21 protein-coding genes are annotated in these 23,241 nt (G+C 67.6%); 12 read left to right on the forward strand and 9 right to left on the reverse strand.

The features are described 5' to 3' along the window. Window positions 1-13: 13 nt before the first annotated feature. From AC5I49_RS08650 to AC5I49_RS08670, 5 genes are all read right to left on the reverse strand, one after another. A complete protein-coding gene (locus AC5I49_RS08650) occupies window positions 14-952 on the reverse strand; it encodes a LysR family transcriptional regulator (RefSeq protein ID WP_016448675.1) in 939 nt (312 codons plus the stop codon). A 123-nt stretch (window positions 953-1,075) separates the two neighbouring features. Further along, window positions 1,076-2,062, reverse strand: a complete 987-nt coding sequence (locus AC5I49_RS08655) for a YihY/virulence factor BrkB family protein (RefSeq protein WP_046238973.1) — start codon at window positions 2,060-2,062, stop codon at window positions 1,076-1,078. 70 nt (window positions 2,063-2,132) lie between these two features. Next, entirely contained in the window at window positions 2,133-3,698 is a 1,566-nt protein-coding gene (gene garD / locus AC5I49_RS08660; protein WP_016448677.1) for a galactarate dehydratase, read from the reverse strand. A gap of 159 nt (window positions 3,699-3,857) precedes the next feature. Continuing rightward, entirely contained in the window at window positions 3,858-4,856 is a 999-nt protein-coding gene (locus AC5I49_RS08665) for a Bug family tripartite tricarboxylate transporter substrate binding protein (protein WP_495789190.1), read from the reverse strand. Window positions 4,857-4,903: 47 nt separating this feature from the next. Further along, window positions 4,904-6,220, reverse strand: coding sequence for a glucarate dehydratase family protein (locus AC5I49_RS08670; protein ID WP_016452151.1), 1,317 nt, complete (start codon window positions 6,218-6,220; stop codon window positions 4,904-4,906). A gap of 87 nt (window positions 6,221-6,307) precedes the next feature. Between AC5I49_RS08670 and AC5I49_RS08675 the strand changes: the two genes are divergently transcribed. The 8 genes from AC5I49_RS08675 (at window position 6,308) to AC5I49_RS08710 (ending at window position 14,894) form a co-directional block, all read left to right on the forward strand. After that, window positions 6,308-7,096 (forward strand): FadR/GntR family transcriptional regulator, encoded by a 789-nt coding sequence (locus AC5I49_RS08675; RefSeq protein ID WP_034366548.1) that lies wholly within the window; start codon window positions 6,308-6,310, stop codon window positions 7,094-7,096. A 165-nt stretch (window positions 7,097-7,261) separates the two neighbouring features. After that, window positions 7,262-8,239 (forward strand): Bug family tripartite tricarboxylate transporter substrate binding protein, encoded by a 978-nt coding sequence (locus tag AC5I49_RS08680; RefSeq protein WP_026062356.1) that lies wholly within the window; start codon window positions 7,262-7,264, stop codon window positions 8,237-8,239. 46 nt (window positions 8,240-8,285) lie between these two features. Further along, window positions 8,286-9,197 carry a 5-dehydro-4-deoxyglucarate dehydratase gene (kdgD, locus tag AC5I49_RS08685; protein ID WP_495789191.1) on the forward strand — a complete coding sequence of 304 codons (912 nt, stop codon included), beginning with the start codon at window positions 8,286-8,288 and terminating at the stop codon, window positions 9,195-9,197. Between the two features lie 57 nt (window positions 9,198-9,254). Then, window positions 9,255-10,214, forward strand: coding sequence for a Bug family tripartite tricarboxylate transporter substrate binding protein (locus AC5I49_RS08690; RefSeq protein WP_047218561.1), 960 nt, complete (start codon window positions 9,255-9,257; stop codon window positions 10,212-10,214). Between the two features lie 120 nt (window positions 10,215-10,334). After that, complete coding sequence (locus tag AC5I49_RS08695; protein ID WP_495789192.1) at window positions 10,335-11,324, forward strand: 2-hydroxyacid dehydrogenase; 990 nt, start codon at window positions 10,335-10,337, stop codon at window positions 11,322-11,324. Window positions 11,325-11,368: 44 nt separating this feature from the next. Next, the gene (locus AC5I49_RS08700; RefSeq protein ID WP_495789193.1) at window positions 11,369-12,706 is read left to right on the forward strand and encodes an enolase C-terminal domain-like protein; all 1,338 of its coding nucleotides are present in this window, start codon (window positions 11,369-11,371) and stop codon (window positions 12,704-12,706) included. A gap of 36 nt (window positions 12,707-12,742) precedes the next feature. Continuing rightward, the gene (locus AC5I49_RS08705; RefSeq protein WP_012202186.1) at window positions 12,743-14,191 is read left to right on the forward strand and encodes an aldehyde dehydrogenase family protein; all 1,449 of its coding nucleotides are present in this window, start codon (window positions 12,743-12,745) and stop codon (window positions 14,189-14,191) included. Window positions 14,192-14,417: 226 nt separating this feature from the next. After that, window positions 14,418-14,894: a hypothetical protein gene (locus AC5I49_RS08710; protein ID WP_155524845.1), complete on the forward strand. Its 477-nt coding sequence runs from the start codon at window positions 14,418-14,420 to the stop codon at window positions 14,892-14,894. A 924-nt stretch (window positions 14,895-15,818) separates the two neighbouring features. Here AC5I49_RS08710 and AC5I49_RS08715 read toward each other — a convergent pair. Further along, entirely contained in the window at window positions 15,819-16,133 is a 315-nt protein-coding gene (locus AC5I49_RS08715; RefSeq protein ID WP_495789194.1) for a hypothetical protein, read from the reverse strand. A gap of 774 nt (window positions 16,134-16,907) precedes the next feature. Here AC5I49_RS08715 and AC5I49_RS08720 point away from each other — a divergent pair. After that, entirely contained in the window at window positions 16,908-17,531 is a 624-nt protein-coding gene (locus AC5I49_RS08720; protein ID WP_495789195.1) for a pseudouridine synthase, read from the forward strand. Here AC5I49_RS08720 and AC5I49_RS08725 read toward each other — a convergent pair. Both AC5I49_RS08725 and AC5I49_RS08730 read right to left on the reverse strand, forming a co-directional pair. Further along, on the reverse strand, window positions 17,528-18,559 hold the full coding sequence (locus AC5I49_RS08725) for a hypothetical protein (protein WP_495789196.1): 1,032 nt from the start codon (window positions 18,557-18,559) through the stop codon (window positions 17,528-17,530). The two genes, AC5I49_RS08720 and AC5I49_RS08725, sit on opposite strands and share 4 nt — an antisense overlap. A 2-nt stretch (window positions 18,560-18,561) precedes the next feature. Further along, entirely contained in the window at window positions 18,562-18,918 is a 357-nt protein-coding gene (locus tag AC5I49_RS08730; protein WP_013800120.1) for a zinc ribbon domain-containing protein YjdM, read from the reverse strand. A 138-nt stretch (window positions 18,919-19,056) separates the two neighbouring features. On the opposite strand from AC5I49_RS08730, the gene AC5I49_RS08735 reads away from it, so the two are divergent. The 3 genes from AC5I49_RS08735 to AC5I49_RS08745 all read left to right on the forward strand — a co-directional run bounded on the left by AC5I49_RS08735 (window position 19,057) and on the right by AC5I49_RS08745 (window position 21,891). Further along, window positions 19,057-19,950 (forward strand): LysR family transcriptional regulator, encoded by an 894-nt coding sequence (locus AC5I49_RS08735; protein ID WP_495789197.1) that lies wholly within the window; start codon window positions 19,057-19,059, stop codon window positions 19,948-19,950. 94 nt (window positions 19,951-20,044) lie between these two features. Then, window positions 20,045-20,767: a DsbA family oxidoreductase gene (locus AC5I49_RS08740; RefSeq protein ID WP_016448694.1), complete on the forward strand. Its 723-nt coding sequence runs from the start codon at window positions 20,045-20,047 to the stop codon at window positions 20,765-20,767. A gap of 92 nt (window positions 20,768-20,859) precedes the next feature. Then, on the forward strand, window positions 20,860-21,891 hold the full coding sequence (locus tag AC5I49_RS08745) for a cyclase family protein (RefSeq protein ID WP_495789198.1): 1,032 nt from the start codon (window positions 20,860-20,862) through the stop codon (window positions 21,889-21,891). Between the two features lie 174 nt (window positions 21,892-22,065). Here AC5I49_RS08745 and argE read toward each other — a convergent pair whose 3' ends face one another. Next, window positions 22,066-23,229, reverse strand: coding sequence for an acetylornithine deacetylase (argE, locus tag AC5I49_RS08750; protein ID WP_046984422.1), 1,164 nt, complete (start codon window positions 23,227-23,229; stop codon window positions 22,066-22,068). Between the last annotated feature and the right edge of the window lie 12 nt (window positions 23,230-23,241).

Here is a 23,241-nt window from a genome sequence, read left to right on the forward strand (position 1 = left end):
GGAGCGGGGAACGCTAGATGGACAGCGCCGGCAGGTTCTCGGGCAGGCCCTGCATGGAGCGCTGCGTGTGCTCGGCCACGAAGTCCAGGAAGCTGCGCACGCGCGCCGGCATGAACTTGCGCGTGGGCAGGGTGGCGTAGAGCGTGAATCGGCCCGTGGTCCATTCGGGCAGCACATGGCGCAGCCGGCCCGAGCGCAGGTGGCGCGCGATCAGGTCCAGCGGCTGGGTGCTGATGCCCGCGCCGTCCAGCGTGGCGCGCAGCAGCGTGCCCGTGTGGTTGGCCACCAGCACGGGGCGCACGGCCACCTCGACCTCGCCCGCGTTGCCGTCGAGCCGGCGCATGCGCAGCATGTCGGAGCGGCCCTGGATGCGCCGGCGCAGCAGGCACTGGTGGCCGGCCAGGTCCTCGGGCACGACAGGCACGCCATGGGCGTCCAGATACTCGGGCGCGGCGCAGGCCAGGCCGCAGGTGGTGACGATGGGCCGGGCCACCACGTTGCCGTCGTAGCCCTCCTCGGCATTGACGAAGGTGATGTCGTATTCGCCCACGGCCGCCTCGCTGGCCGACTCCACGAAGACCTCGATGCAGATGCGCGGATGCAGGCGGTGGAAGTCCGCCACCAGCGGCGCCAGCACATGCTCGGCGAACACGGGCGGCGTGAGCACGCGCACGGCGCCAGACAGCTCCAGCGTGTGCGCCTGGGCCAGGCTGAAGGCGTCCTCCACATCGGCCAGGATGCCACGCACGCGCTCCAGGTAGGCCTCGCCAGCCTCGGTCAGCGAGACGCTTCGCGTGGTGCGCTGCAGCAGCCGCGTGCCCAGGTGCTGCTCCAGGTCGGCCACCAGGCGCGTGACCGTGGGCACGGACATGTCCAGGCGCCGCGCCGCCGCCGAAAACCCGGCCTCGTCGGCCACGGTCTGGAATACCCGCATGGTCTGCAATCGGTCCATCTTGTCCTTGGCCCCCGGCCTTGGTGCCAGGGGACTTTGCTGCATTGTTCCATTGCCCAAACGCCTGCGCCGCGGCTTTGCGGGCCGCGGCGCAGGCGTTCATCTTCGTCGAAATGCGGGAACTCAGCCCTTGCCGCCCGGAGTGTCCCCGGCGCTGGCCGCCTCGGCGGGCGGCGCCCAGCGGATGGGGTGGGTGAAGCGCACGCCGGCATCGCTGAAGGCCTTGGCCGTGGCGGCCGACAGCAGCAGGATGGCCGAGGAAAAGTAGATCCACATCAGCAGCACCACCAGCGAGCCCGCCGCGCCATAGGCCGAGACCACGGCCGCCGTGGCCAGGTACCAGGCCAGGGCCTGCTTGCCCAGCGTGAACAGCAGGGCGCCGATGATGGCACCGAAGATCAGATAGCGCAGCCGGGGCTTGGGGCCGCCGCCTATGCGCATCAGCCCCACAAAGAGCAGCACGGTGATGCCGAAAGACACGCACTCGTTGATCAGGCTGACCAGCGGCCCCAGCGGCTGCATCTGCAGCTTGGTGCCGGCCCAGTTGGTGATCAGCTGGATGGCCGTGGACAGGGCCATGGACACCAGCAGCAAGAAGCCCAGCGCCAGCACATAGGTCAGGCCGCGCAGCCGCAGCGCGGCCATGCGCCACCACACGGCCTTGGGCGGCGGCGGCTCGCCGTTGGAGGTCCAGAGCCTTTCCAGCGCGGACTGCAGCTCCACGAAGACACCGGTGGCGCCCGACATCAGCAGGATGAAGCCGAACAGCGAAGCCAGCCGCCCCTCGTCGGGCCGCTGGGCGCTTTCCAGCGCGCCGCGCACCACCTGGGCGCCGCGCTCGCCGATCACGTCCTGCACCTGGTCGATGAGCTGGTGCTCCACATAGCTGCGGTCCACCCACCAGCCCAGCACGCCGACCAGCAGCAGCAGCAGCGGGGCCAGGCTCAGGATGCCGTAGAAGGACATGGCGGCGCTCATGCGCAGGCCATCGGCGTCCAGCCACAGCTGCACGGCGTTCCACATGGCGCGCAGCGGGTTCAGTTCCAGCAGCCGGTCCAGGCGTGCGGACCAGGACGAGGCGGGGGGAGTTTCCGGGGTATCTGAGGGCATGGCCCCCATTGTGCGCAGCGGCGCACCGGCGCCCTGTCAGCCTGTGCCGACAGGGGCCTGTGCGCGCGGCTCAGGTCACGGGCGCTGGATTGAACAGCACCAGGGCGTTGTGCAGCTTCCACTGCTCGGCCCAGGTCTTCCTGCGGCCGCTGGCCACGTCCAGCATCAGGCGGAACATCTCCCAGCCCACGTCCTCGATGCTGGCCTGGCCCTCGGCGATGCGGCCCGCGTTCACATCCATCAGGTCATGCCAGCGCCGCGCCAGGTCGCTGCGCGTGGCCACCTTGATCACGGGCACCTGGGCCAGGCCGTAGGGCGTGCCCCGGCCCGTGGTGAACACATGCAGGTTCATGCCGGCGGCCAGCTGCAGCGTGCCGCAGATGAAGTCGCTGGCCGGCGTGGCTGCATAGACCAGGCCGCTTTGGATGCCCCGGTCGGCCAGACGCTGGCCCGGCGACAGCACGCCGGTGATGGGCGCCGTGCCGCTCTTGATGATGGAGCCCATGGCCTTCTCGACGATGTTGGACAGGCCGCCCTTCTTGTTGCCCGGCGTGGTGTTGGCGCTGCGGTCCACGCGGCCCTTGTCCAGGTAGGCGTCGTACCAGGCCATCTCCTCGATCATGGCCTGGGCCACCTCGGGGCTGGAGGCGCGCGAGGTGAGCTGGTCGATGCCGTCGCGCACCTCGGTCACCTCGCTGAACATCACGGTGGCGCCTGCGCGCACCAGCAAATCGGTGCAAAAGCCCACGGCCGGATTGGCCGTGACTCCGCTGAACGCATCGCTGCCGCCGCACTGCACGCCCACCACCAGGGCGCTGGCCGGCACGGTCTCGCGCCGGCGCGCGTTCAGCCGCTCCAGATGCACCCTGGCGCGGCCCATGATGGAGTCCACCATGGACATGAAGCCCACATGCGCCTCGTCCTGCAGGCAGACCACGTCCAGCGCGGGCTCGCGCTCATCGACGATGGGAAACGACCCCGGCGGCAGCAGCCGCTCGGGCTGCAGCTTCTCGCAGCCCAGGCTCACCACCATCACCTCGCCGCCGAAATTCGGGTTGTGGCTGATGTTGCGCAGCGTGCGCTGCGGAACCTCGGCGCCCACGGCATCGATGGCCACGCCGCAGCCATAGCTGTGCTCCAGGCCCACCACATCGTCCACGTTCGGATAGCGCGGCAGCAGCTCGGCCTTGATGCGGCCCACCGCGAAATCCAGCACCCCGGCCACGCACTGCACCGTGGTGGTGATGGCCAGGATGTTGCGCGTGCCCACCGTGCCATCGGCATTGCGGTAGCCCTCGAAGGTGTAGCCCGTCAGCGGCGGCAGCGCGGGCGGCTGCACCGTAGCAATCGGCAACCCCTCAAGAGACAGCGCCCCCGGCATGCGCAGCAGCCGCTCATGCACCCAGCTGCCCGCGGCAATGGCCTGCAGCGCATAGCCGATCACCACGTTGTAGCGGCGCACCTCGCCGCCCTCGGCAATGTCCACCAGCGCCACCTTGTGCGCCTGCGGCACCTTGTCGACCAGCACCAGCCCCCCGGGCATCACCGTGCCCGCAGGCAAACCCCCGTCATTGGCCACGATGGCCACGTTGTCGGCCGGATGCATGCGGATGGAAAGAGGAAGTGGGGTACTCATGGCAATGTCTCAATTTTCTAGGGGCCTGTCGCAATCGGAGTGGGCCCTCGCAACCGTCACGTCCCAACTCAGGAACGCCGAGCAAGAGCCGCCTCGCGGCGAAGGCGTTGTCCCCCTCCGCGAAGCGAGAAGGGGGAAGGCGCGAAGCGCCTCAGGGGGTCACTCTGCTTTTATTCCAGCAGCCTTGATCACCTTCCCCCACTTGACCACCTCGGCCTTCTGGAACTCGCCCAGCTCGGCCGGTGTCATCTGCGAAGGCAGCATGCCGAAGTTCTTCAGGCGCGCCTGCACCTCGGGCGTGGCCACGATCTTCATGATCTCCGCATGCAGCCGCTCCACGATGGGGCCCGGCGTGCCTGCGGGCGCGAACACGGCCTGCCAGGAGCCCATGTCGAAGCCCTTCTCGCCGGCCTCGGCGATGGTGGGCACATCGGGCAGGGATTCCAGGCGCTTGGAGCTGGTCACGGCGATGGGACGCAGCTTGCCGGCCTGCACATGGGGGCCGACGACCAGGGCGGTGTCGAACATCATGTCCACCTGGCCGCCGATCACGTCCTGCACGGCCGGGCCGCTGCCCTTGTAGGGCACGTGGGTGAACTTCACGCCCGTCTGGTAGCCCAGCAGCTCCAGCGCCATGTGGTTGGAGGTGCCGCTGCCCGGCGAGGCCGAGGTCAGGCCGCCCGCCGCTGCCTTGGCCTTGCTGGCGGCCAGCACGTCGGCCAGCGTCCTGTAGGGGCTGGAGGCCGGCACCACCAGCACCAGCGGGCCCGAGCCCAGCATGGCCACCGGCGTGAAGGACTTGACCGGGTCGTAGTCCAGCTTGGCGTACAGGCTCACATTGATGGCGTGCGAGCTGATGGTGCCGCCCAGGATGGTGTAGCCATCGGCCGGTGCGCGCGCCGCAATGGCCGAGCCCACGCTGCCGCCCGCGCCGCCCTTGTTCTCGATCACCACGGGCGTGCCCAGGGCCTTGCTCAGCGGCTGGGCGATCACGCGCGCCAGCGTATCGGTATTGCCGCCGGGCGGGAACGGCACCAGGTAGGTGATGGGCTTGCCCGTGGGCCAGTTGCCCTGCGCTGCGGCCGGCATGGAGGCCAGGGCCGTGCCCAGCAGCAGGGCGCTGGCGAGGGAATGTTGGATGAGTGTGCGGCGTTGCATGGTGCTTGTCTCCGGGTATGCGTCGTTGGAATCGTGTGAAAGCGGGTTCAGAAGCGCGGCTGGTGGCCGGTGAACGCGGGGTCGTACTTGCGCATCTGCCCCAGGTCGTCGCGGTTGCGGATGCCGCAGTGCAGGTAGTTGTCGTGCAGGCGGGCCAGGGCCTCGCGGTCCAGCCGCACACCCAGGCCGGGCGCCGTGGGCACGCGCAGGCTGCCCTGCTCGAACTGCAGCCGGCCGCCCTCGACCACTTCCTCGTCCTGCCAGGGGTAGTGCGTATCGCAGGCATAGGTCAGCAGGGGCACGCTGGCGCACAGGTGCGTCATGGCCACCAGGCTGATGCCCAGGTGGGAATTGCTGTGCATGGACAGGCCCAGGTCGAAGGTGCGGCACAGCGTGGACAGGCGCTGCGTGGCGCGCAGCCCGCCCCAGTAGTGGTGGTCGCTGAGCACGATCTTCACGGGGCAGCCCATGTCGGCATTGCGGCGGAACTCGGCAAAGTCCGTGACCACCATGTTGGTGGCCAGCGGCACATCGCACTCGCGTGCCACGGCCGCCATGCCGTCCAGGCCGGGCGCCGGGTCCTCGTAGTACTCGAGCACGCCCTGCAGCTGCTGCACGATCTTCAGGCTGGTCTCCACCGTCCAGTTGCCATTGGGATCGATGCGCAGCGGCGTGCCCGGAAAGGCATCGGCCAGCGCCAGGATGCCGGCCGCCTCCTGCTCGGGCGGCAGCGCGCCGGCCTTGAGCTTGATGCTCTGGAAGCCGTACTGCGCAATCATGCGCCGCGCCTGCTCCACCAGCTGCTGCGGCGCCAGGGCCTCGCCCCAGGCGTCGGGCGAAGAATCTGGTCCATAGGGCCTGTCGATGTGCTCGGCGTACTTGTAGAACAGGTAGGCCGAGAACGGCACGCTGTCGCGCGCCGCCCCGCCCAGCAGGTCCACGATGGGCGCCCCGGCCATCTGGCCCTGCAGATCCAGCATGGCGACCTCGAAGGCGCTGACCACCTTGGCCACGGTCTTGGACACATGTGTGCCCGGCGCCAGCGACACCTGCTGGCCCAGGAACTCCGACGCCGTCAGCGCAGGCGGCGCCACCAGGGCCGCGACGCGGGCCTCCATCTCGTTGAGCGCCCAGGGCGACAGCCCCACCAGCGCGGGCGCGGCCTTGGCCAGCGCATCGAGCATGGGCTGGTCGCCGTAGCTTTCGTTGATGCCGACCAGGCCCGAGGCCGTCTCGATCTCGATGATGGAGCGCAGCGCCCAGGGCTCGTGGATGCCGGCCGCATTGAGCAGCGGCGGATCACGGAAGGCAATGGGCGTGATGCGGACGTGGCGGATCGCGTGGGTCGCTTGGGAGGTGCTCATCTGGACTGCGGACGGGGTCGGAAAATCGGAAAAATCTGCGAAAGCGTTGACGTCTTGTGATACGTTGTCGTACAACTTGGAGCGATTATGATCAGCACCATGGAAAGTTCGGCAAAGGGATTTCCCGCATCACCCCCAACGATCGAGCTTCCCCTGCGAGGAAAGTCCGGTCGCAGCGGCCGCAATCTGGCCGCCCTGCTGTTCGACGAGTTCGCGAGCAAGATCCGCAACGGCCTGCTGGCCGAAGGCGAGAAGCTGCCCACGGAATCGTCGCTGGTGCAGACCTACGAAGTCAGCCGCACCGTGGTGCGCGAGGCGCTGTCGCGCCTGCAGGCCTCGGGCCTGGTGGAGACACGCCACGGCATAGGCACCTTCGTGCGCGCCGCCCAGCCCGCATCCACGCTGATGCTCAATGCCGACGAGCTGACGGCCGCCGTGGACGTGATGGCCGTGCTGGAGCTGCGCATCAGCCTGGAGACCGAAAGCGCCGGCCTGGCCGCGCTGCGCCGCAGCCCCGAGCAGCTGCAGGGCATACGCACGGCGCTGCAGGCCTTCGAGATCGCCTTTGCGCGCGGCGAGGACACGGTGGCCCATGACCTGGCCTTCCACACCCAGATCGCCGAGGCCACGGGCAACCGCTACTTCGGCGACATCCTGCGCCACTTCGGCGCTCAGCTGATTCCGCGCACGCGCATCGCCTCCATCCACCAGCCCCAGCGCGACCCCGACTACCTGCGCCGCGTCAACCGCGAGCATGAGGAAATCCTCGCCGCCATCGAGCGCCAGGACGCCGACTCGGCCCGCGCGGCCATGCGCATCCACCTGACCAACAGCCGCGAACGCCTGCGCCTGGCGCAAAAGACCAGCGCCGCCTGACGCCTTCTGGGCATCCTGGACCGCCCTGCGCCCTGCGGGACGGATGGCGCCGGCACAGGAATTCAGACAACCAAGGGAAAACCCTTTATCACGGCATGCATGTCTCGGTTGAAAATTCGCTTCAGTTGTACGACAACTGACAACACAAAACCCGGAGACAAGAGCATGACCCTGAGCCGAAAGCAATTCCTGCGCGCCGCTGGCGCCACCGCCCTCGTGGCCACCGGCGCCGGCGCGCTGGCCCAGAGCAACTGGCCCACGCGGCCGCTGCGCCTGGTGGTGCCCTACCCGCCGGGCGGCAGCTCGGACATCATTGCGCGCGCCATCGGCCCGCTGCTGTCGGCGGAACTCAAGCAGCCCGTGGTCATCGAGAACAAGCCTGGCGCCAACGGCAACCTGGGCGCCGACATGGTGGCCAAGGCCCAGCCCGACGGCCACACGCTGATGCTGTGCGACCTGGGTGCGCTGGCCATCTCGCCCTCGCTCTACACCAAGCTGTCCTTCGACCTGTCCCGGGACCTGCGCGGCACCGCCATGCTGGCCTACTCGCCCCACCTGCTGGTGGTCCATCCTTCGGTGCCAGCCAACAACCTGCAGGAGCTGGTGGCGCTGTCCAAGAAGGAAGACCTGAGCTTTGCCGTCACCGCCACGGGCAGCGCCCCGCACCTGGCCGGCGTGGAACTGGCGCGCGCCACGGGCGCCCGCTGGGAATACGTGCCCTACAAGGGCGGCGTGCAGTCCATACAGGACACGGTGGCAGGCCAGACCCAGGTGCTGATGAACGGCATGCTGGCCACCTATCCCCATGTGCAAAGCGGCAAGCTCAAGCTGCTGGGCCTGTCCAAGGGCACGCGCATGCCGCTGGCCGCCAACGTGCCCACCATCGCCGAGCAGGGCGTACCCGGCTTCGAGACCGGCACCTGGCAAGGCGTGGTCGTTCCCGCCAAGACGCCCGAGGCCGTGGTCCAGCGCCTGCATGAGGCCCTGATCACCGCCATCCGCTCGCCCGAGGTGCGCGCCCGCCTCACGGGCCAGGGCGCCGAGGTCGTGACCATGAACCCCGCCGAGACCGCGCGCTTCCTGGCCACCGAACGCCAGCGCTGGCAAAAAGTGGTTCAGACAGCCGGTTTGAAGCTCGACTGATTCCACCCCTTTTTCTTTCTTCCCCACCCTTGTTCCCGAGAGCACCATGACCCCCCAAGACCTCAAAGACGTGATGAGTTCCGGCCTGCTGTCCTTCCCCGTGACGGACTTCGACAGCAACGGCAACTTCAATGCCAAGGGCTATGCGGCCCGCCTCGAATGGCTGGCCCCCTACGGCGCCAGCGCGCTGTTCGCGGCTGGCGGCACGGGCGAGTACTTCTCGCTGTACGGCGAGGAATACGGCCAGATTATCAAGACCGCCGTGGACACCTGCCGCGGCAAGGTGCCCATCATCGCGGGCGCCGGCGGCCCCACGCGCACGGCCATCGCACACGCCCAGGAGGCCGAGCGCCTGGGCGCCCACGGCGTCCTGCTGCTGCCCCACTACCTGACCGAAGCCGGCCAGGAAGGCCTGATCGCCCATGTGGAGCAGGTCTGCAAGAGCGTGAAGTTCGGCGTCATCGTCTACAACCGCGACCGCACCCGCTTCACGCCCGAATCGCTGGCCATCCTGGCCGAGCGCTGCCCCAACCTGGTGGGCTTCAAGGACGGCATGGGCAACATCGAGACCATGTCCTCCATCTTCATGACGATGGGCGACCGCCTCGCCTACCTGGGCGGCCTGCCCACGGCCGAGGTCTATGCGGCCGCCTACAAGGCCCTGGGCACGCCGGTGTACTCCTCGGCCGTCTTCAACTTCATCCCCAGGACGGCGATGGCGTTCTACGAAGCCGTGCGCACCGACGACATGGCCACGCAGCACAAGCTGCTCAAGGAATTCTTCATGCCCTACCTGAAGATCCGCAACCGCGTCGAAGGCTACGGCGTGAGCATCATCAAGGCCGGCGCCAAGCTGGTGGGCCACGACGCCGGCCCCGTGCGCGCCCCGCTGACGGACCTCAAGCCCTCCGAGCTGGAAGAGCTCAAGGCCCTGATCGACAAGCTCGGCCCCCAATAAGCCACAAGACCGGGCGCAGGGGCCAGTCCGGCCCTTGCGCCCCCAGGAGACAAGAACATGAAAAAGATTCTGATCGCGCTGGGTGCCGCACTGGCCCTCACGGCGCAGGCGGCCGGCAGCTTCCCGGACAAGGCCGTCAACATCATCGTGCCCTTCCCGGCTGGCGGCTCCACCGACACCGTGGCCCGCGCCATGGCCCTGAGCATGGGCGAGCAGCTGGGCAAGCCCTTCGTAGTGGAAAACCGCCCCGGCGCCACGGGCACCATCGGCGCAGGCGCCGTCAAGCGCGCACCGGCCGATGGCTACACCCTGCTGGTGGCCTCGCTGGGCCCCTTCGTGGTCACGCCGCACCTGGTCAAGAACGTGCCCTATGACGCAGGCAAGGACTTCGACTACATCACCATCCCCGTGCAGGCGCCCAACGTGCTCGTGGCCAGCCCCGCGCAGAAGGCCCGCACCGTGGCCGAGGTCATCGCCGCGCTCAAGGCCAACCCCGGCAAGATCAGTTTCGCGAGTTCGGGCAACGGCTCCTCGGACCATCTGTCGGCCGAGCTGTTCTGGCAGCAAAGCGGCACCGAAGGCATGCACGTTCCCTACAAGGGCGGCGCCCCGGCCATCACCGACCTGATCGGCGGCCAGGTGGACTTCTCGTTCCAGAACGTCAACGCCGTGCTGCCCCATCTGCGCAGCGGCAAGCTGCATGCGATCGCCGTGACCGGCAGCCAGCGCTCGCCCGTGCTGCCCGATGTGCCCACGCTGGCCGAGGCCGGCGTCAAGGGCGCCGAGGTCTATTCCTGGCAAGGACTGGCCGCACCCAAGGGCCTGCCCGCCGATGTGAAGGCCAAGCTGGCCAAGGCCGCCATCGCCTCCGTGCAGCAGCCCGACATCCGCAAGCGCTTCGTGGAGCAGGGCCTGGAGATCGTGGGCAACACGCCCGAGGAATTCACGCGCTACCAGGCCCAGGAATCGGAGCGCTGGAGGCAGCTCATCCAGACAAGAAAGATCACCGCTGATTGAGCTGGAAACAACGAGCCGGCCCCGGGGCCTTTGCCCGCCGGCCTTTGCCCGCTGGCCTGCGCACCGCAGGCCCTTTTCACCGGGGCTTGCAGCCCCTGCAAGTTCCAAGGATTCCAAGGCATGGCGACCTCCCGTCCACGCGTTCTCCAGTTCGGCAAGATGCCGCTGCCCCAGCTCGATGCCGAGCTGGCCCAGGCCTATGAGGTGACGCTGCTGTCCGAGCAGCCCGACCGCGAGCGCTTTCTCGCCGAGCACGGCGCGCAGTTCGAATACCTGGTCACCTCGGCCGCCATGGGCGTGCCCGCGAGCGTGGTGCAGGCCCTGCCCCAGCTGCGCTTCGTGAGCAGCTTCGGCGTGGGCTTTGACGCGCTGGACCGCGAGTCCCTGCTGCGCCAGGGCGTCCGCGTGGGCTACACGCCCGGCGTGCTCGACGACTGCGTGGCCGACATGGCCTTCGCCCTGCTGCTGGACGCCGCGCGGGGCCTGAGCGAATCCGACCGCTTCGTGCGCCGGGGCGACTGGAGGCAGGGCCGCTTCGGCATCCGCACGCGCGCCAGCGGCAAGCGCCTGGGCATCTTCGGCATGGGCCGCATCGGCTCCACCGTGGCGCGCCGCGCGGTCGGTTTCGACATGGAGGTGGCCTATCACAACCGCCGCCCGGTCGAGGGATCACCCCACCTCTACCAGCCCTCGCTGCTGGAGCTGGCGTGCTGGGCCGACTTCCTCGTCATCACGGCCGCAGGCGGCGACGGCACGCAGCACCTGGTCAACGCCGAGGTGCTGGACGCTCTGGGCCCGCAGGGCTTTCTGGTCAACGTGGCGCGCGGCAGCGTGGTCGACGAGGCCGCACTGGTCCAGGCCCTGCAGCAGGGCCGCATCGCGGGCGCGGGCCTGGATGTGTTCGAGGACGAGCCCCGCCCCCATGCCGAGCTGCTGTCGCTGGACAACGTGGTGCTTGCGCCCCACATCGCCAGCGGCACGCATGAAACCCGCCGCGCCATGGCCGACCTCGTGCTGCGCAACCTGGCGCAGTTCATCGCCACGGACCGGCCCGAGGCCGAAGTGCCCTGGTCGGTCGCGCAGCAGCCGGCCACCGCCGCCACCGCATAGCCCTTTTTTTCCCAGAGACCGATCCAACGATCCAAGAGCACGCCATGTCCTCCACCCCGACCATCACCGAGATCGAAGTCATTCCCGTCGCCGGCCGCGACGGCATGCTCATGAACCTCAGCGGCGCGCATGCGCCCTACTTCACGCGCAACATCGTGCTCATCCACGACAGCGCGGGCCACACCGGTGTGGGCGAAGTGCCTGGCGGCGAAGGCATACGCCAGGCGCTGGAGGACAGCAAGGCGCTGCTCATCGGCCAGTCCGTGGGCAACCACCTCAAGCTGCTGCAAAACGTGCAGCAGGCCCTGGCCGGCCGCGACACGGGCGGGCGTGGCCTGCAGACCTTCGATCTGCGCATTGCCGTGCATGCCGTCACCGCCGTGGAATCGGCCCTGCTGGACCTGCTGGGCCAGCACCTGGGCGTGCCCGTGGCGGCCCTGCTGGGCGAAGGCCAGCAGCGCGACCGCGTGGAGATGCTGGGCTACCTGTTCTTCACCGGCCCCACCGACAGGACCGACCTGCCCTACGTCCAGCCCGGCGAAGACCAAAGCGGCAGCGACGACTGGACGCAGGTGCGCCACATGACCGCCATGGACCCGGCCGCCATCGTGCGCCAGGCCGAGGCGGCGCATGCGCGCTACGGCTTCAACGACTTCAAGCTCAAGGGCGGCGTGCTGGCCGGCGAGCAGGAAGTGGAGGCCGTCACCGCGCTGGCCAGGCGCTTTCCGCAGGCGCGCGTCACGCTGGACCCCAACGGCGGCTGGCTGCTCAAGGACGCCATCCGCCTCATGCGCGACATGCACGGCGTGCTCGCCTATGCCGAAGACCCCTGCGGCGCCGAGAACGGCTTCTCGGGCCGCGAAGTCATGGCCGAATTCCGCCGCGCCACCGGCCTGCCCACGGCCACCAACATGATCGCCACCGACTGGCGCCAGATGGTGCATGCGCTGTCGCTGCAGTCCGTGGACATCCCGCTGGCCGACCCGCATTTCTGGACCATGGCCGGCTCCGTGCGCGTGGGCCAGACCTGCCGCGACTGGGGCCTGACCTGGGGCTCGCACTCCAACAACCACTTCGACATCTCGCTGGCCATGTTCACCCACGTGGCCGCCGCCGTGCCCGGCAAGGTCACGGCCATCGACACGCACTGGATCTGGCAGGACGGCCAGTACCTCACCCAGAACCCGCTGCAGATCCGGGGCGGCTTCGTCGAAGTGCCCAAGACCCCGGGCCTGGGCGTCACCGTGGACCGCGCCGCGCTGCAGCGCGCCAACGCCCTGTACCTGGAGCACGGCCTGGGAGCGCGCAATGACGCCATGGCCATGCAGTACCTGATTCCCGGCTGGACCTTCGACAACAAGCGCCCCTGCATGGTCCGCTGACCCCTTCCTTCCGTTACCCCTTTCCCGGAGCACCTCATGTCCCGCTACGACAACCTCATCAACGGCCAATGGAAGGCCGCCGACGGCTACAGCGCCAACACCAACCCCAGCGACCTGTCCGATGTGATCGGCGAGTACGCCCAGGGCAATGCCGCCGATGTGGAAGCCGCCATCGCCGCGGCGGCCGCGGCCTTTCCCGCCTGGAGCACCTCGGGCATCCAGGCCCGCCACGACGCCCTGGACAGGATCGGCAACGAAATCCTGGCCCGCAAGGAAGAGCTGGGCGACCTGCTGGCGCGTGAGGAAGGCAAGACCCGCCCCGAAGCCATTGGCGAAGTCGGCCGCGCAGGCCAGATCTTCAAGTTCTTCGCGGGTGAATGCCTGCGCCTGGCCGGCGAAACCCTGCCCTCCGTGCGCCCCGGCATCGGCGTGGAAATCACGCGCGAGCCCGTCGGCGTGGTGGGCCTGATCACGCCGTGGAACTTCCCCATCGCCATTCCCGCCTGGAAGATCGCCCCGGCCCTGGCCTTCGGCAACTGCGTAGTTCTGAAGCCCGCCGACCTGGTGCCCGGCAGCGCCTGGGCGCTGGCCGACATCATTCACCGCTCGGGCATTCCGGCCGGTGTCTTCAACCTCGTCATGGGCCCGGGCCGTGTCATCGGTGATGCCCTGGTGCGCCATAGCGACGTGGCCGCCATCAGCTTCACCGGCTCCGTCGGCGTGGGCCGCGGCATTGCCCGCGCCTGCGTGGAAAGCGGCAAGAAGGTGCAGCTGGAGATGGGCGGCAAGAACCCGCAGATCGTGCTGGACGACGCCGACCTCACCCAGGCCGTGGAGCTGTCCGCGCAAAGCGGCTTCTACTCCACGGGCCAGCGCTGCACGGCATCGAGCCGCCTCATCGTCACCGACAGGATCTACCCCGCCTTCATCGAGGCCCTGCAGGCCCGCATGGCCAGGATCAAGGTGGGCGACGCCCGCGCCGCAGGCACCGACATGGGCCCCGTGGTCAGCCAGGCCCAGCTGGAGCAGGACCTGAGCTACGTGGAAATCGCCAAGGCCGAAGGCGCCGTGCTGGCTGCCGGCGGCGCAGCCGCCGCCTGCCACACCGGCAGCGGCAACAAGGGCTACTACATGGCGCCCACCCTGTTCGTGGACACCGCCGCCGCCATGCGCATCAACCGCGAGGAAGTCTTCGGCCCCGTGGCCAGCGTCATCCGCGTCAAGGACTACGAAGAAGCCCTGGCCGTAGCCAACGACACGCCCTTTGGCCTGGCCGCAGGCATTGCCACCACCAGCCTCAAGCACGCCACCCACTTCAAGCGCCACAGCCAGGCCGGCATGGTCATGGTCAACCTGCCCACGGCCGGCGTGGACTACCACGTGCCCTTCGGCGGCCGCAAGGGCAGCAGCTACGGCCCGCGCGAACAGGGCCGCTATGCGCAGGAGTTCTATACGACGGTGAAGACCGCCTACACGCTGGCCTGAGGCAGGCCCCAAAGCAGCCGCCAGGACCTGGCGACTGCTTTCATCCCTGACGCCATCCGCAACAAAACGATGCGAATGGCGTTTTTTCATTCGTCGTTGCGCCCACAGTCAAATCCCGTGCGCGAAAGTGCAAACCGCCCCTTCCATTGCACCAGGGCCTTGCATAGCATCTTCCTCAACGTGAGAGCCGGCTTCAGCCGGCCGGCGTCCATACCCGAGGGAGACCATGGCAACAACTGCAAGAATTTCCGGCCCCGTGGGGCGGGCGGCAATGAATCATCCCAAAGACGTGTTCACTGTCCAGCAATTGCTCAACGGACATATGCAGCGCGATCCCTGCCGCAAACTGCTAAAAGCTCTTTCAACATGTACAACAGCCTGCGTTGCCACCGTACTGAGCGCATGCAGCAACCCCGAGGAATACACACCTACAGGGCAATGGGAGGCAACAGAAGATTTGTACGTCTACACTACAAACGACCATCCCTTGACGATCGCCTTTACTATAAAAAAGGGTGAAATTTGCGCAATAAGCAAAAAACCCACCATCAGAAAAGACTTGGGTTATCTACAGGTCTTATGTGCCCAGGGAAGCGGATGGGAAATAACGGGAAAATTCAAGAGACTGGGCAACCAGGATGATTCGCATGAATCTTTATCGAAAAACAAGACAACCATTTATGCAACATTAACTATAAGTTAATCATCAGATATGGCAAGCACAATAATTACCTGCAGTGTGGGAGGAGGGAAAGAATCCTTCAACATCTCCGATAAGAATACCCTCAACCGGCTAATGCTCAAACTATGCCAACTCTACGTGCAATCCACGCAGGCGGCAGATGAAGCTACCCAATACTGGGCCGATGTTGCAACGCAATCGCAGAGCCCTTTGGCCCCGCTAGCACACGTACCAGGAGCATTCGCTGCGCTGTGGACCCCTGAGGTTGCACCTACCACAGCAGCAGTATTGAGTACGGCTGGATATGGCTTTGCAGCGCTGCCAAGAAGTTTGACACACTTCACCACCAAGGCAGGCGCTGCAGGCATCGCTGGTACAGGCGTCATCAATTCCAGCAAATTTGGTCTGAATGGGCTCTTCGGACCCGGCGTATACATGGCAAGACTCGGTCGCCCGCTGAACTTAATGATCAAAGAACCCGCTAAAATCCCCATCTATCTACCAACACCTGCCGGCACCGTACGTATCCTGCCTTATGTTGTGTACGTCCGATGGGGTTTCAGTGGCGTGAAGGCACCCTAATGAAAATTCCTCGCTTTTCGATCATTTTTGGTTGGTGTGCCGTAATATTCGCCTGGACTTGCTGGGTTCTGGCCTACATACAATCTAGCTGGTGGTGGCTGGTAGTTTCGTTGATTCCATATCTGATCTACCAAACATTCCTAAACAAGGATGGACAGGCCGGTGGCGAATAGGGGGACTGCCGCTGGTTTACGGAACAATATCCCATGACAGGAATTCTCTGGGTCATCAAAAGTCTCAGTGAATCACGGTCTGTGCACACACCCATGCAGACTACATACATCTAGATTCACAAATCTTAGAAGTGATTTACCGAAACCCGGGGCGCAATGCCTCGGCAGGCCTGTCACAAGAAAGCCTGAATCAGCGCTGAAACGCCGCCGCAGCAGCCGCCATTCGCCGCAGATACGCCGGGTCTTCCTGCAGGCAATGCACGTGGTTGACCTCGTCCTCCACCAGTTCCTCCATCCGCTGCGCAGCCCCGCAAATGTCCTGCAGCGCATTGGCCACCACCTCCAGATTGCGGTAGCCCTCGGGCCGCTCCAGCCAGGCCAGCGCCAGCTGGCCCAGCGAGTACACCTCGCTGCTGCCCTGCAGCGTCAGCCGGCCGATTTCGGTCACGGCATGGCTCAACTGCTGCGGCGTGGGCTGGGTCAGGGTTGTGGAAGCGGTACTCATGGCGCCACCCTTCCCATGGCAGATGCGCGAGAGTGAGGCGCTTGGGTGGCAGAGGGGAATGCAAAAGAAGAAATGCCGTGCATGGTTTCGTACTCCTTCGTGAGAACAAAAACCACCGGCCCGTGTTCTTACGCACAGACAGGTGGACGGGATGTTAAGAACACGAACGAAGCCGTGCGGACGCCCTTGCGGGTAGCCCCATCCCGTCCGTAACCGCAGGAACGCAGGCTTGCGCCCACGCTCCGGAAATCAGACGTGACAAGGCCTCCTTGACGGCGAGGCCGCACCGCTTCGTTTTGGGTGTTCTTACGCACCGGCCCCGGAACAGGGGGCTACCGCGATGATAGAGGCTTTCAAGAGGGCAAGCGCCCCAGCACTCCAGGCCGAGCGCAGCGAAGGCCCGCACCCACTCCCCGTATGTCAGCGCCTGCGCCGTGGCGGTTGCGGGGTTGCAGTCCTGCCGCAGGACAGGACTGCTTCGTCATCTGACTCGCCGTGATTGTTTGAACGTAGCGCGCAGCGCGAAGTGAGTTTCACGGCGAACCCCGCAACCGCCACGACGCAGGTTGCCCCGCAGCGAAGCGAAGGGGTCGCGGACATCCGGGTCGCCTTCTTTGATCTGACCTTTCTTGGCGAATCAAGAAAGGGCAGTCGGCTGCCGGGCCGAGACCCGGCCTCGAAAAACAACCACCCGGCAGGGGCAAAAAATCATCCCGACCCGTGCACATCGCCGACCTGCCTGAAGCGCCCACACCAACGACAATCACTAGGCCCATGCACCCCAGAAACCGCCCCCCTCCACGCCCGGCCCTGCGCGCGCGCCCCGCCTTCGCCGACCGGCCCGACACCGGCCCCTCACGCCTGCTGTGCCTCAACAAGCCCTACGGTGTACTCAGCCAGTTCACCCCCGAGGGCCGCTGGCGTGGCCTCAAGGAATACATCGACGTGCCGGGCGTGCATGCGGCAGGCCGGCTCGACGCCGACAGCGAAGGACTGCTGCTGCTGACCAATGACGGCCCGCTGCAGGCGCGCATCGCCGATCCGCGCTTCAAGATGGAGAAGACCTACTGGGTACAGGTCGAGGGACTGCCCGACGAGGCCGCGCTGCAGGCCCTGCGCCAGGGCGTGCAGCTCAACGACGGCATGACGCTGCCCGCGCAGGCCCGCCGGCTGGAGCCGCCGCCCGTGCTGTGGCAGCGCGACCCGCCCATCCGCGTGCGCCAGAACATTCCCGACTGCTGGATCGAACTGGTCATCCGCGAAGGCCGCAACCGCCAGGTGCGCCGCATGACGGCGGCCATTGGCCACCCCACGCTGCGGCTGGTGCGCGCGGCCATCGGGCCCTACACGCTGGACGGCCTGGAGCCCGGCCAGTGGAAGGACGTGGAGCCCGCCTAGGGTTCCGGATTGTCGGTAGGTGCCACAGCCTTCCAGCGCTGCAGGCCGAGCCACGGATGAAAGCGCCGCGCCTCGCCCACCTCCACGCGCTCGACGCTGCCGGCCAGCAGCGGCCACAGGCGCTGCAATTGCGCCGAGCGCTGCTGCGTGCAGCGCCGCGCGCGGGCCAGCAGCTCGCTGCCCTGGCCCAGCAGGCGCGACAGCTCGCGCAGGCGCGGCGGCGGCAGGCATTGGGCGCTGGCCAGCATCAGCCAGGACGGTGCCTGGCCCGCCTGGGCGGGGCCGCTGGCGGCGAACTGCTCCAGCAAAGCGACATGGGCACTGAGCAGGGGCGCGGGCGGTTTCTCGGCCAGCATGATCTCCAGCAGCCTGCCATCGATGCGCCAGCGGGCGGGCACCACGGCATGCTCTACCGAGTTGCCGAAGCGCGTGGACTGGCGATGGCGGACGGCACGGCTGCCCTGCTCCAGCAAGGGCTGCAGCAGTTCGGCCAGGGCCTGCTCGCGCTGCGCCGTGGGCGCTTCGGCCAGCGTGATGCGCAGTGGCACGGCCTCGTAGCCGCGCAGCTGGTCGCGCCAGGCCATCCAGCCCGCCGTGTCGGGGCCGCCCAGCAGCAGGGCGAGGAAGGCGCCCAGGCCGGCCAGGGCCGAGCCGGTCCACCAGGACACCGGCACAGGCTGCCGCCCGGCGATCAGCCAGCCTGTCAACCAGACCAGCGCCCCCGCGCAGGTGGCCGCCAGCAGGCCCATGCCGAAGGCGAGGAAGGGCGCGCCATCGAGCCGGTCGGGCAGCAGCACCAGCATGGCCACGCAGGCCGCGCCGGCGCACAGCGCAACGGCCCACCAGCCCGCCACGGGAAGGGTGCGCGCGGTGCGGCCCGTGAGACCCGTGAGACCCGTACGGCCGGCCAGTGCCAGCAGCAGCAGGGCCACCACCGCGCCAGCGGTCAGCGCAATGAACAGGGGCGCAAACACCCACAGCGCCAGCAGCCCGAGGACCGCCGATACCGCAAGCGACAGCGCCAGCATGCTCAGGCCTTCTTGAGGAACTCCGACTTGAGCAGCATGGAGCCCAGTTCGGTCTTGCAGTCCACGTTGTGGCCGTCGGCGCCATCGACCAGGCGGATGCCCTTGATCTTGCTGCCCTTCTTGAGCACGGTGGACGAGCCCTTGACCTTGAGGTCCTTGACCAGGATCACGGCATCGCCGTCGGCCAGCGCATTGCCGTTGGCGTCGCGCACGATGCCGTCACCAGCGGCGGCTTCGCCGGACTCTTCTTCGGCCTGCATGGGCCATTCGAAGGCGCAGTCGGGGCAGATGTAGCTGGTGGCATCGGGATAGGTGTTTTCAAGGCCGCACTGGGGGCAGGCGGGAGTGGTCTGGGGCATGGGATGGACAGATTCGGTGAAGACAAAGAGGCGCGGCGGGCGCGCCGTACCTGGCGATTGTCGCCCCTGCCCCCGCAGGCATGCCCCGGCAAACCCGAGCGGCCTGCTACGCTGCGCGCCACTCTTTGCTTTTTCCCCATGGATACGCTGACCCCCTTGCGCGCCTTCCGGCGCATCGTAGAACTGGGCTCCATCGCCAAGGCGGCCGACGCGCTGGAGCTGTCCTCGGCCGCGCTGAGCAAGCAGCTGCGCGCGCTCGAAGCCCATCTGGGCGCCGTGCTGCTGCAGCGCACCACGCGCCGCATGAGCCTGACCGACACGGGCCAGGCCTACTACGCCGAGTGCTGCCGCCTGCTCGATGAATTCGATGCGCTGGAGCAGTCGGTGCGCGCGCAGTCGCAGCAGGTGACCGGCCGGCTGCGCGTGAATGCGCCGCTGTCGTTTGCGCTGAGCACGCTGTCGCCGCTGCTGGCGCGCTTCATGCAGCGCCATCCGCAGCTGCAGATCGACCTGTCCATGGAAGACCGGCTGGTGGATGCGGTGGGCCAGGGCTTCGATGTGTCCATCCGCCTGAGCGCGGAGCTGGCGGACTCCTCGCTGATCGCGCGGCGCCTGGCCTCGCTGTCGCAGATGCTGTGCGCGGCCCCGTCCTATCTGCAGGCGCATGGCCGCCCGGCCAGTGCCGCCGGGCTGCGCGGCCATGCGCTGCTGAACTACAGCCTGGCGCATGCGCCCCGCGAAGCGGGCGAGAGCCCCCAGGCGCCGTCCGAGGCGCGCGCCAACGTCAACAACAGCCTGATGCTGCGCGACCTGCTGGTGGCGGGCCTGGGCATTGGCGCCCTGCCCTCGTTCCTGGCGCGGCCGGCGATTGCGGCAGGCCAGCTGGTCGCACTGGACCTTGCGGACCAGGCCGCGCAGGCCCGCCATGTCTACGCGGTCTATCCCACGCAGCGCCACCTGCTGCCCAAGGTGCGCGCCTTCGTGGACTTTCTGGCCGAGGAGCTGCCTGCCGCCATGGGCGAGGATTGTTGACGCCGCGTTAAGAGTTCCTCAAGCGCGCGCCCCTTTTTCGCGCCGGGCCTGCGGCCTACGCTTGCCGTCCATCACAGCCATGAAGGACACAAGCATGACGCAATGCAATGATTTTTCCTGCGCCCTGCCCGCGCAGGATGCGGCGGCCGCCTCGCCGCAGCAGGCCCTGCAGGCGGCGCCTGCTGCGGCGCCCGCGGTCGCCCCCGCCATCGACTTCTTCCATGACGTGGTCTGCGGCTGGTGCTACGTGATGTCGCCACGCCTGCGCCAGGTGGCGCGCGAGCTGGGCCTGCGCGTGCGCCACCGCAGCTTCGTGCTGCAGGCCTCGCGCGCCGAGATGGTGGCGGCCTTCGGCTCCATGGAGCGCGCCAAGCAGGTCATCCTGGAGCACTGGCAGGCCTGCGCGCAGCATGACGACGAGGACCGCATCGACATCGAGGGCATGCGCCGCGAGGCCTTCGAGTACCCCAGCGGCATGGCCGGCGCACTGGCCTGCCAGGCGGCCCAGATCCTGGGCGGCGATGACGCGCACTGGGATCTGTTCGACGCCATCCAGCATGCCCACATGAGCGAGCACCGCAACATCGGCGACGCCGAAGTGCTGCTGGACATCGCCACGCGCACGGGCTTCGAGCGCAACGCCTTCGCAGGCTGCATGGAAGGCGCCCAGGCGCTGGAGCAGGTGCGCCAGGACCGCGCTCTGGCACAGCGCATGGGCCTGCGCTCCATTCCCACGCTGATCGCGCCGGGCCTGCCGCCGCTGCAGACCCAGTCGCTGGCTGCGCTGCGCGAACGCCTGCACTTCCTGGCGGCCTGAGCGCCCCCGTCTTTGCTTTTTTTCATCGGCGTTTTCCGCCTTCCCTTGCGCGCGGCATGCGCGCCCTCTTTCAGCAGACCAAGGACTCTTGCATGACTCTCCAACGCTTCGCTCGCCGCATGGCGCTGCACTCTCTCGAGATCGCCCTGGCCGCCGCCTTCGCGGGCACCGCGGCCCAGGCCCATGGCGGCCACGAGCCCCCGGCCGGCGCACGCCAGGACGTGGGCACCAGCCCCTGGGGGCCGGCCGACGAGATCGGCCGCCTGAACCTGATCACGCCGGCCTCGCGCGCGGCCATCCTGCAGCGCATCACGGGCGGGCAGGTCTATGACCTGGCCACCGAGTACTACGTGGGCATGCCCAGCTGGCAGGACGCGGGCGATCCTCACTACCAGTTCTGGATGACGCACACGCCGCGCGGCACCGTGGTGGACGACCCGATGAACGTGGGCAAGGACATGAACGCCACGCGCAGCTACACGGGCACGGCGTTTTCCATGTACAGCCACACGGGCACGCACATCGATGCGCTCAACCACTTCGGCATCCGCGGCAGGATCTGGAACGGCTTCAGCGCAGACCAGCACCTGGGCGACCGGGGCTGGCAGCGCACGGGCATAGAGAAATTCCCGCCGCTGGTGGCGCGCGGCGTGCTGATCGACGTGGCGGCCGCCAAGGGCCTGGAGATGCTGCCCGACCAGTACCGCATCACGCGCCAGGACCTCAAGGATGCGCTGGCACGCCAGAAGGTGACGCTGCAGGAGGGCGACATCGTGCTGGTGCGCACGGGCCGCATGAAGCTGTACGGCCAGCCCCAGGCCTACATGGCCAAGCCGCCGGGCCTGGGCCTGGATGCCGCGCGCTTCCTGGTGGAGGAAGGCGGCGCCATGATCGTGGGCGCCGACAACCTGAGCCTGGAGACGTTCCCGTCCGAGGTGGACGACGACTACGTACCGCTGCACAGCTACCTGCTGGCGCAAAAGGGCGTGCCCATCATGGAGCTGGTGGCGCTGGACGATCTGTCGCGCGACAAGGTCTACGAGTTCGCCTTCATCGGCGGCCCGCTCAAGATCCGCGGCGGCGACGCCGCGCCGCTGCGGCCCATCGCCATTCCTGTGCGCTGAGCGGGGCAAGACGAGATTTCTTGAGCTTGACCTCGAAACTCCCGCGCCCCCAAGGCGAGGGACACCGAGCAAGGGCCTACGCCGGCCGCGCCGCCCCGCAGCAAGGGTGTCGCCGGCTGCCCGTACGCCCCCCTCCGAAGAGAGGGGGAAGGCGCGAAGCGACTCAGGGCGTGATCACAGACTCGTGCCCATTTTGCTGAGGAAGCGCTCGCAGGCGTCGAGCTGGGCCAGCTCGACGAACTCGTCGGGCTTGTGCGCCTGCTCGATGGAGCCGGGGCCGCAGACCACGGTGGGAATGCCGGCGTTGTGGAACAGGCCGGCCTCGGTGCCGTAGGCCACCTTGCGCTTTTCCTGGTCGGCGGTCAGCGCGCGCACCAGCTGGGTGATGGCGGCTTCTTCCGAGGCTTCCAGCGCGGGCGCGCTGGCGCCGGTCTCGATCTCGATGCGCGCGTCGGCGAACTCGGCGCGCATGCGCGGCAGCAGTTCGTCGCGCACATAGGACTCGACCTGGGCCTGGATGCCGTCCACCGACATGCCGGGCAGGTTGCGGAATTCATAGGCGAATTCGCACAGCTCGGGGATGGTGTTGACCGCGATGCCGCCCTGGATCTGGTTGGTGGTCATGGTGGTGAAGGGCACGTCGAAGAATTCGTCGTAGGGGCCGTGCGCCTTGAAGTGGTCGGCGATGTCCCGGATGCGACAGATCAGCCGCGCCGCGTATTCGATGGCATTGCTGCCGCGCGGCGTGAGTGACGAATGCGCGGCCTTGCCGTGCACGCGGCAGCGGTAGAGGTTGATGCCCTTGTGCGCCACCACGACCTGCATGCTGGTGGGCTCGCCGACCACGCAGCCGTCGAAGCGCGCGCCCTCGGCCTTGAGCTGGTTGATCATCACGGGCGCGCCCGCGCAGCCGATTTCCTCGTCGTACGAGAAGGCCAGGTGCACGGGCCTGGCGCGCTGCGTGGCCAGGAATTCGGGCACCAGCGCCAGCGAGGCGGCGATGAAGCCCTTCATGTCGCAGCTGCCGCGACCATAGAGGCGCCCGCCCTTTTCGGTGAGCGCAAAGGGGTTGGTGCTCCACTGCTGGCCATCGACCGGCACCACGTCGGTATGGCCGGACAGCACGATGCCACCCTGCGTTTCGCCATTGCTGGCCGGCAAAGTGGCGAAGAGATTGGCCTTGGCGCCGTCCGGAGAGTGGAACAATCGGGCACTCACGCCCAGCGTGGCCAACTCATCGCGTACACACTCGATCAGCGCCAGGTTGGAGTTGCGGCTGGTGGTGTCGAATGCGACCAGTGTTTCCAGCCAGTCGCGGGTGTTTTTCCAGGTAGTCATGTGGTTCCATCT

This window comes from Delftia sp., assembly GCF_059499305.1.

Excerpts from the sequence above, each read along its gene's own strand:
- AC5I49_RS08650 (WP_016448675.1), bottom strand. The coding sequence starts at position 952 with ATGGACCGATTGCAGACCATGCGGGTATTCCAGACCGTGGCCGACGAG.
- AC5I49_RS08655 (WP_046238973.1), bottom strand. The coding sequence starts at position 2,062 with ATGCCCTCAGATACCCCGGAAACTCCCCCCGCCTCGTCCTGGTCCGCA.
- garD (WP_016448677.1), bottom strand. The coding sequence starts at position 3,698 with ATGAGTACCCCACTTCCTCTTTCCATCCGCATGCATCCGGCCGACAAC.
- AC5I49_RS08665 (WP_495789190.1), bottom strand. The coding sequence starts at position 4,856 with ATGCAACGCCGCACACTCATCCAACATTCCCTCGCCAGCGCCCTGCTG.
- AC5I49_RS08670 (WP_016452151.1), bottom strand. The coding sequence starts at position 6,220 with ATGAGCACCTCCCAAGCGACCCACGCGATCCGCCACGTCCGCATCACG.
- AC5I49_RS08675 (WP_034366548.1), top strand. The coding sequence starts at position 6,308 with ATGATCAGCACCATGGAAAGTTCGGCAAAGGGATTTCCCGCATCACCC.
- AC5I49_RS08680 (WP_026062356.1), top strand. The coding sequence starts at position 7,262 with ATGACCCTGAGCCGAAAGCAATTCCTGCGCGCCGCTGGCGCCACCGCC.
- kdgD (WP_495789191.1), top strand. The coding sequence starts at position 8,286 with ATGACCCCCCAAGACCTCAAAGACGTGATGAGTTCCGGCCTGCTGTCC.
- AC5I49_RS08690 (WP_047218561.1), top strand. The coding sequence starts at position 9,255 with ATGAAAAAGATTCTGATCGCGCTGGGTGCCGCACTGGCCCTCACGGCG.
- AC5I49_RS08695 (WP_495789192.1), top strand. The coding sequence starts at position 10,335 with ATGGCGACCTCCCGTCCACGCGTTCTCCAGTTCGGCAAGATGCCGCTG.
- AC5I49_RS08700 (WP_495789193.1), top strand. The coding sequence starts at position 11,369 with ATGTCCTCCACCCCGACCATCACCGAGATCGAAGTCATTCCCGTCGCC.
- AC5I49_RS08705 (WP_012202186.1), top strand. The coding sequence starts at position 12,743 with ATGTCCCGCTACGACAACCTCATCAACGGCCAATGGAAGGCCGCCGAC.
- AC5I49_RS08710 (WP_155524845.1), top strand. The coding sequence starts at position 14,418 with ATGGCAACAACTGCAAGAATTTCCGGCCCCGTGGGGCGGGCGGCAATG.
- AC5I49_RS08715 (WP_495789194.1), bottom strand. The coding sequence starts at position 16,133 with ATGAGTACCGCTTCCACAACCCTGACCCAGCCCACGCCGCAGCAGTTG.
- AC5I49_RS08720 (WP_495789195.1), top strand. The coding sequence starts at position 16,908 with ATGCACCCCAGAAACCGCCCCCCTCCACGCCCGGCCCTGCGCGCGCGC.
- AC5I49_RS08725 (WP_495789196.1), bottom strand. The coding sequence starts at position 18,559 with ATGCTGGCGCTGTCGCTTGCGGTATCGGCGGTCCTCGGGCTGCTGGCG.
- AC5I49_RS08730 (WP_013800120.1), bottom strand. The coding sequence starts at position 18,918 with ATGCCCCAGACCACTCCCGCCTGCCCCCAGTGCGGCCTTGAAAACACC.
- AC5I49_RS08735 (WP_495789197.1), top strand. The coding sequence starts at position 19,057 with ATGGATACGCTGACCCCCTTGCGCGCCTTCCGGCGCATCGTAGAACTG.
- AC5I49_RS08740 (WP_016448694.1), top strand. The coding sequence starts at position 20,045 with ATGACGCAATGCAATGATTTTTCCTGCGCCCTGCCCGCGCAGGATGCG.
- AC5I49_RS08745 (WP_495789198.1), top strand. The coding sequence starts at position 20,860 with ATGACTCTCCAACGCTTCGCTCGCCGCATGGCGCTGCACTCTCTCGAG.
- argE (WP_046984422.1), bottom strand. The coding sequence starts at position 23,229 with ATGACTACCTGGAAAAACACCCGCGACTGGCTGGAAACACTGGTCGCA.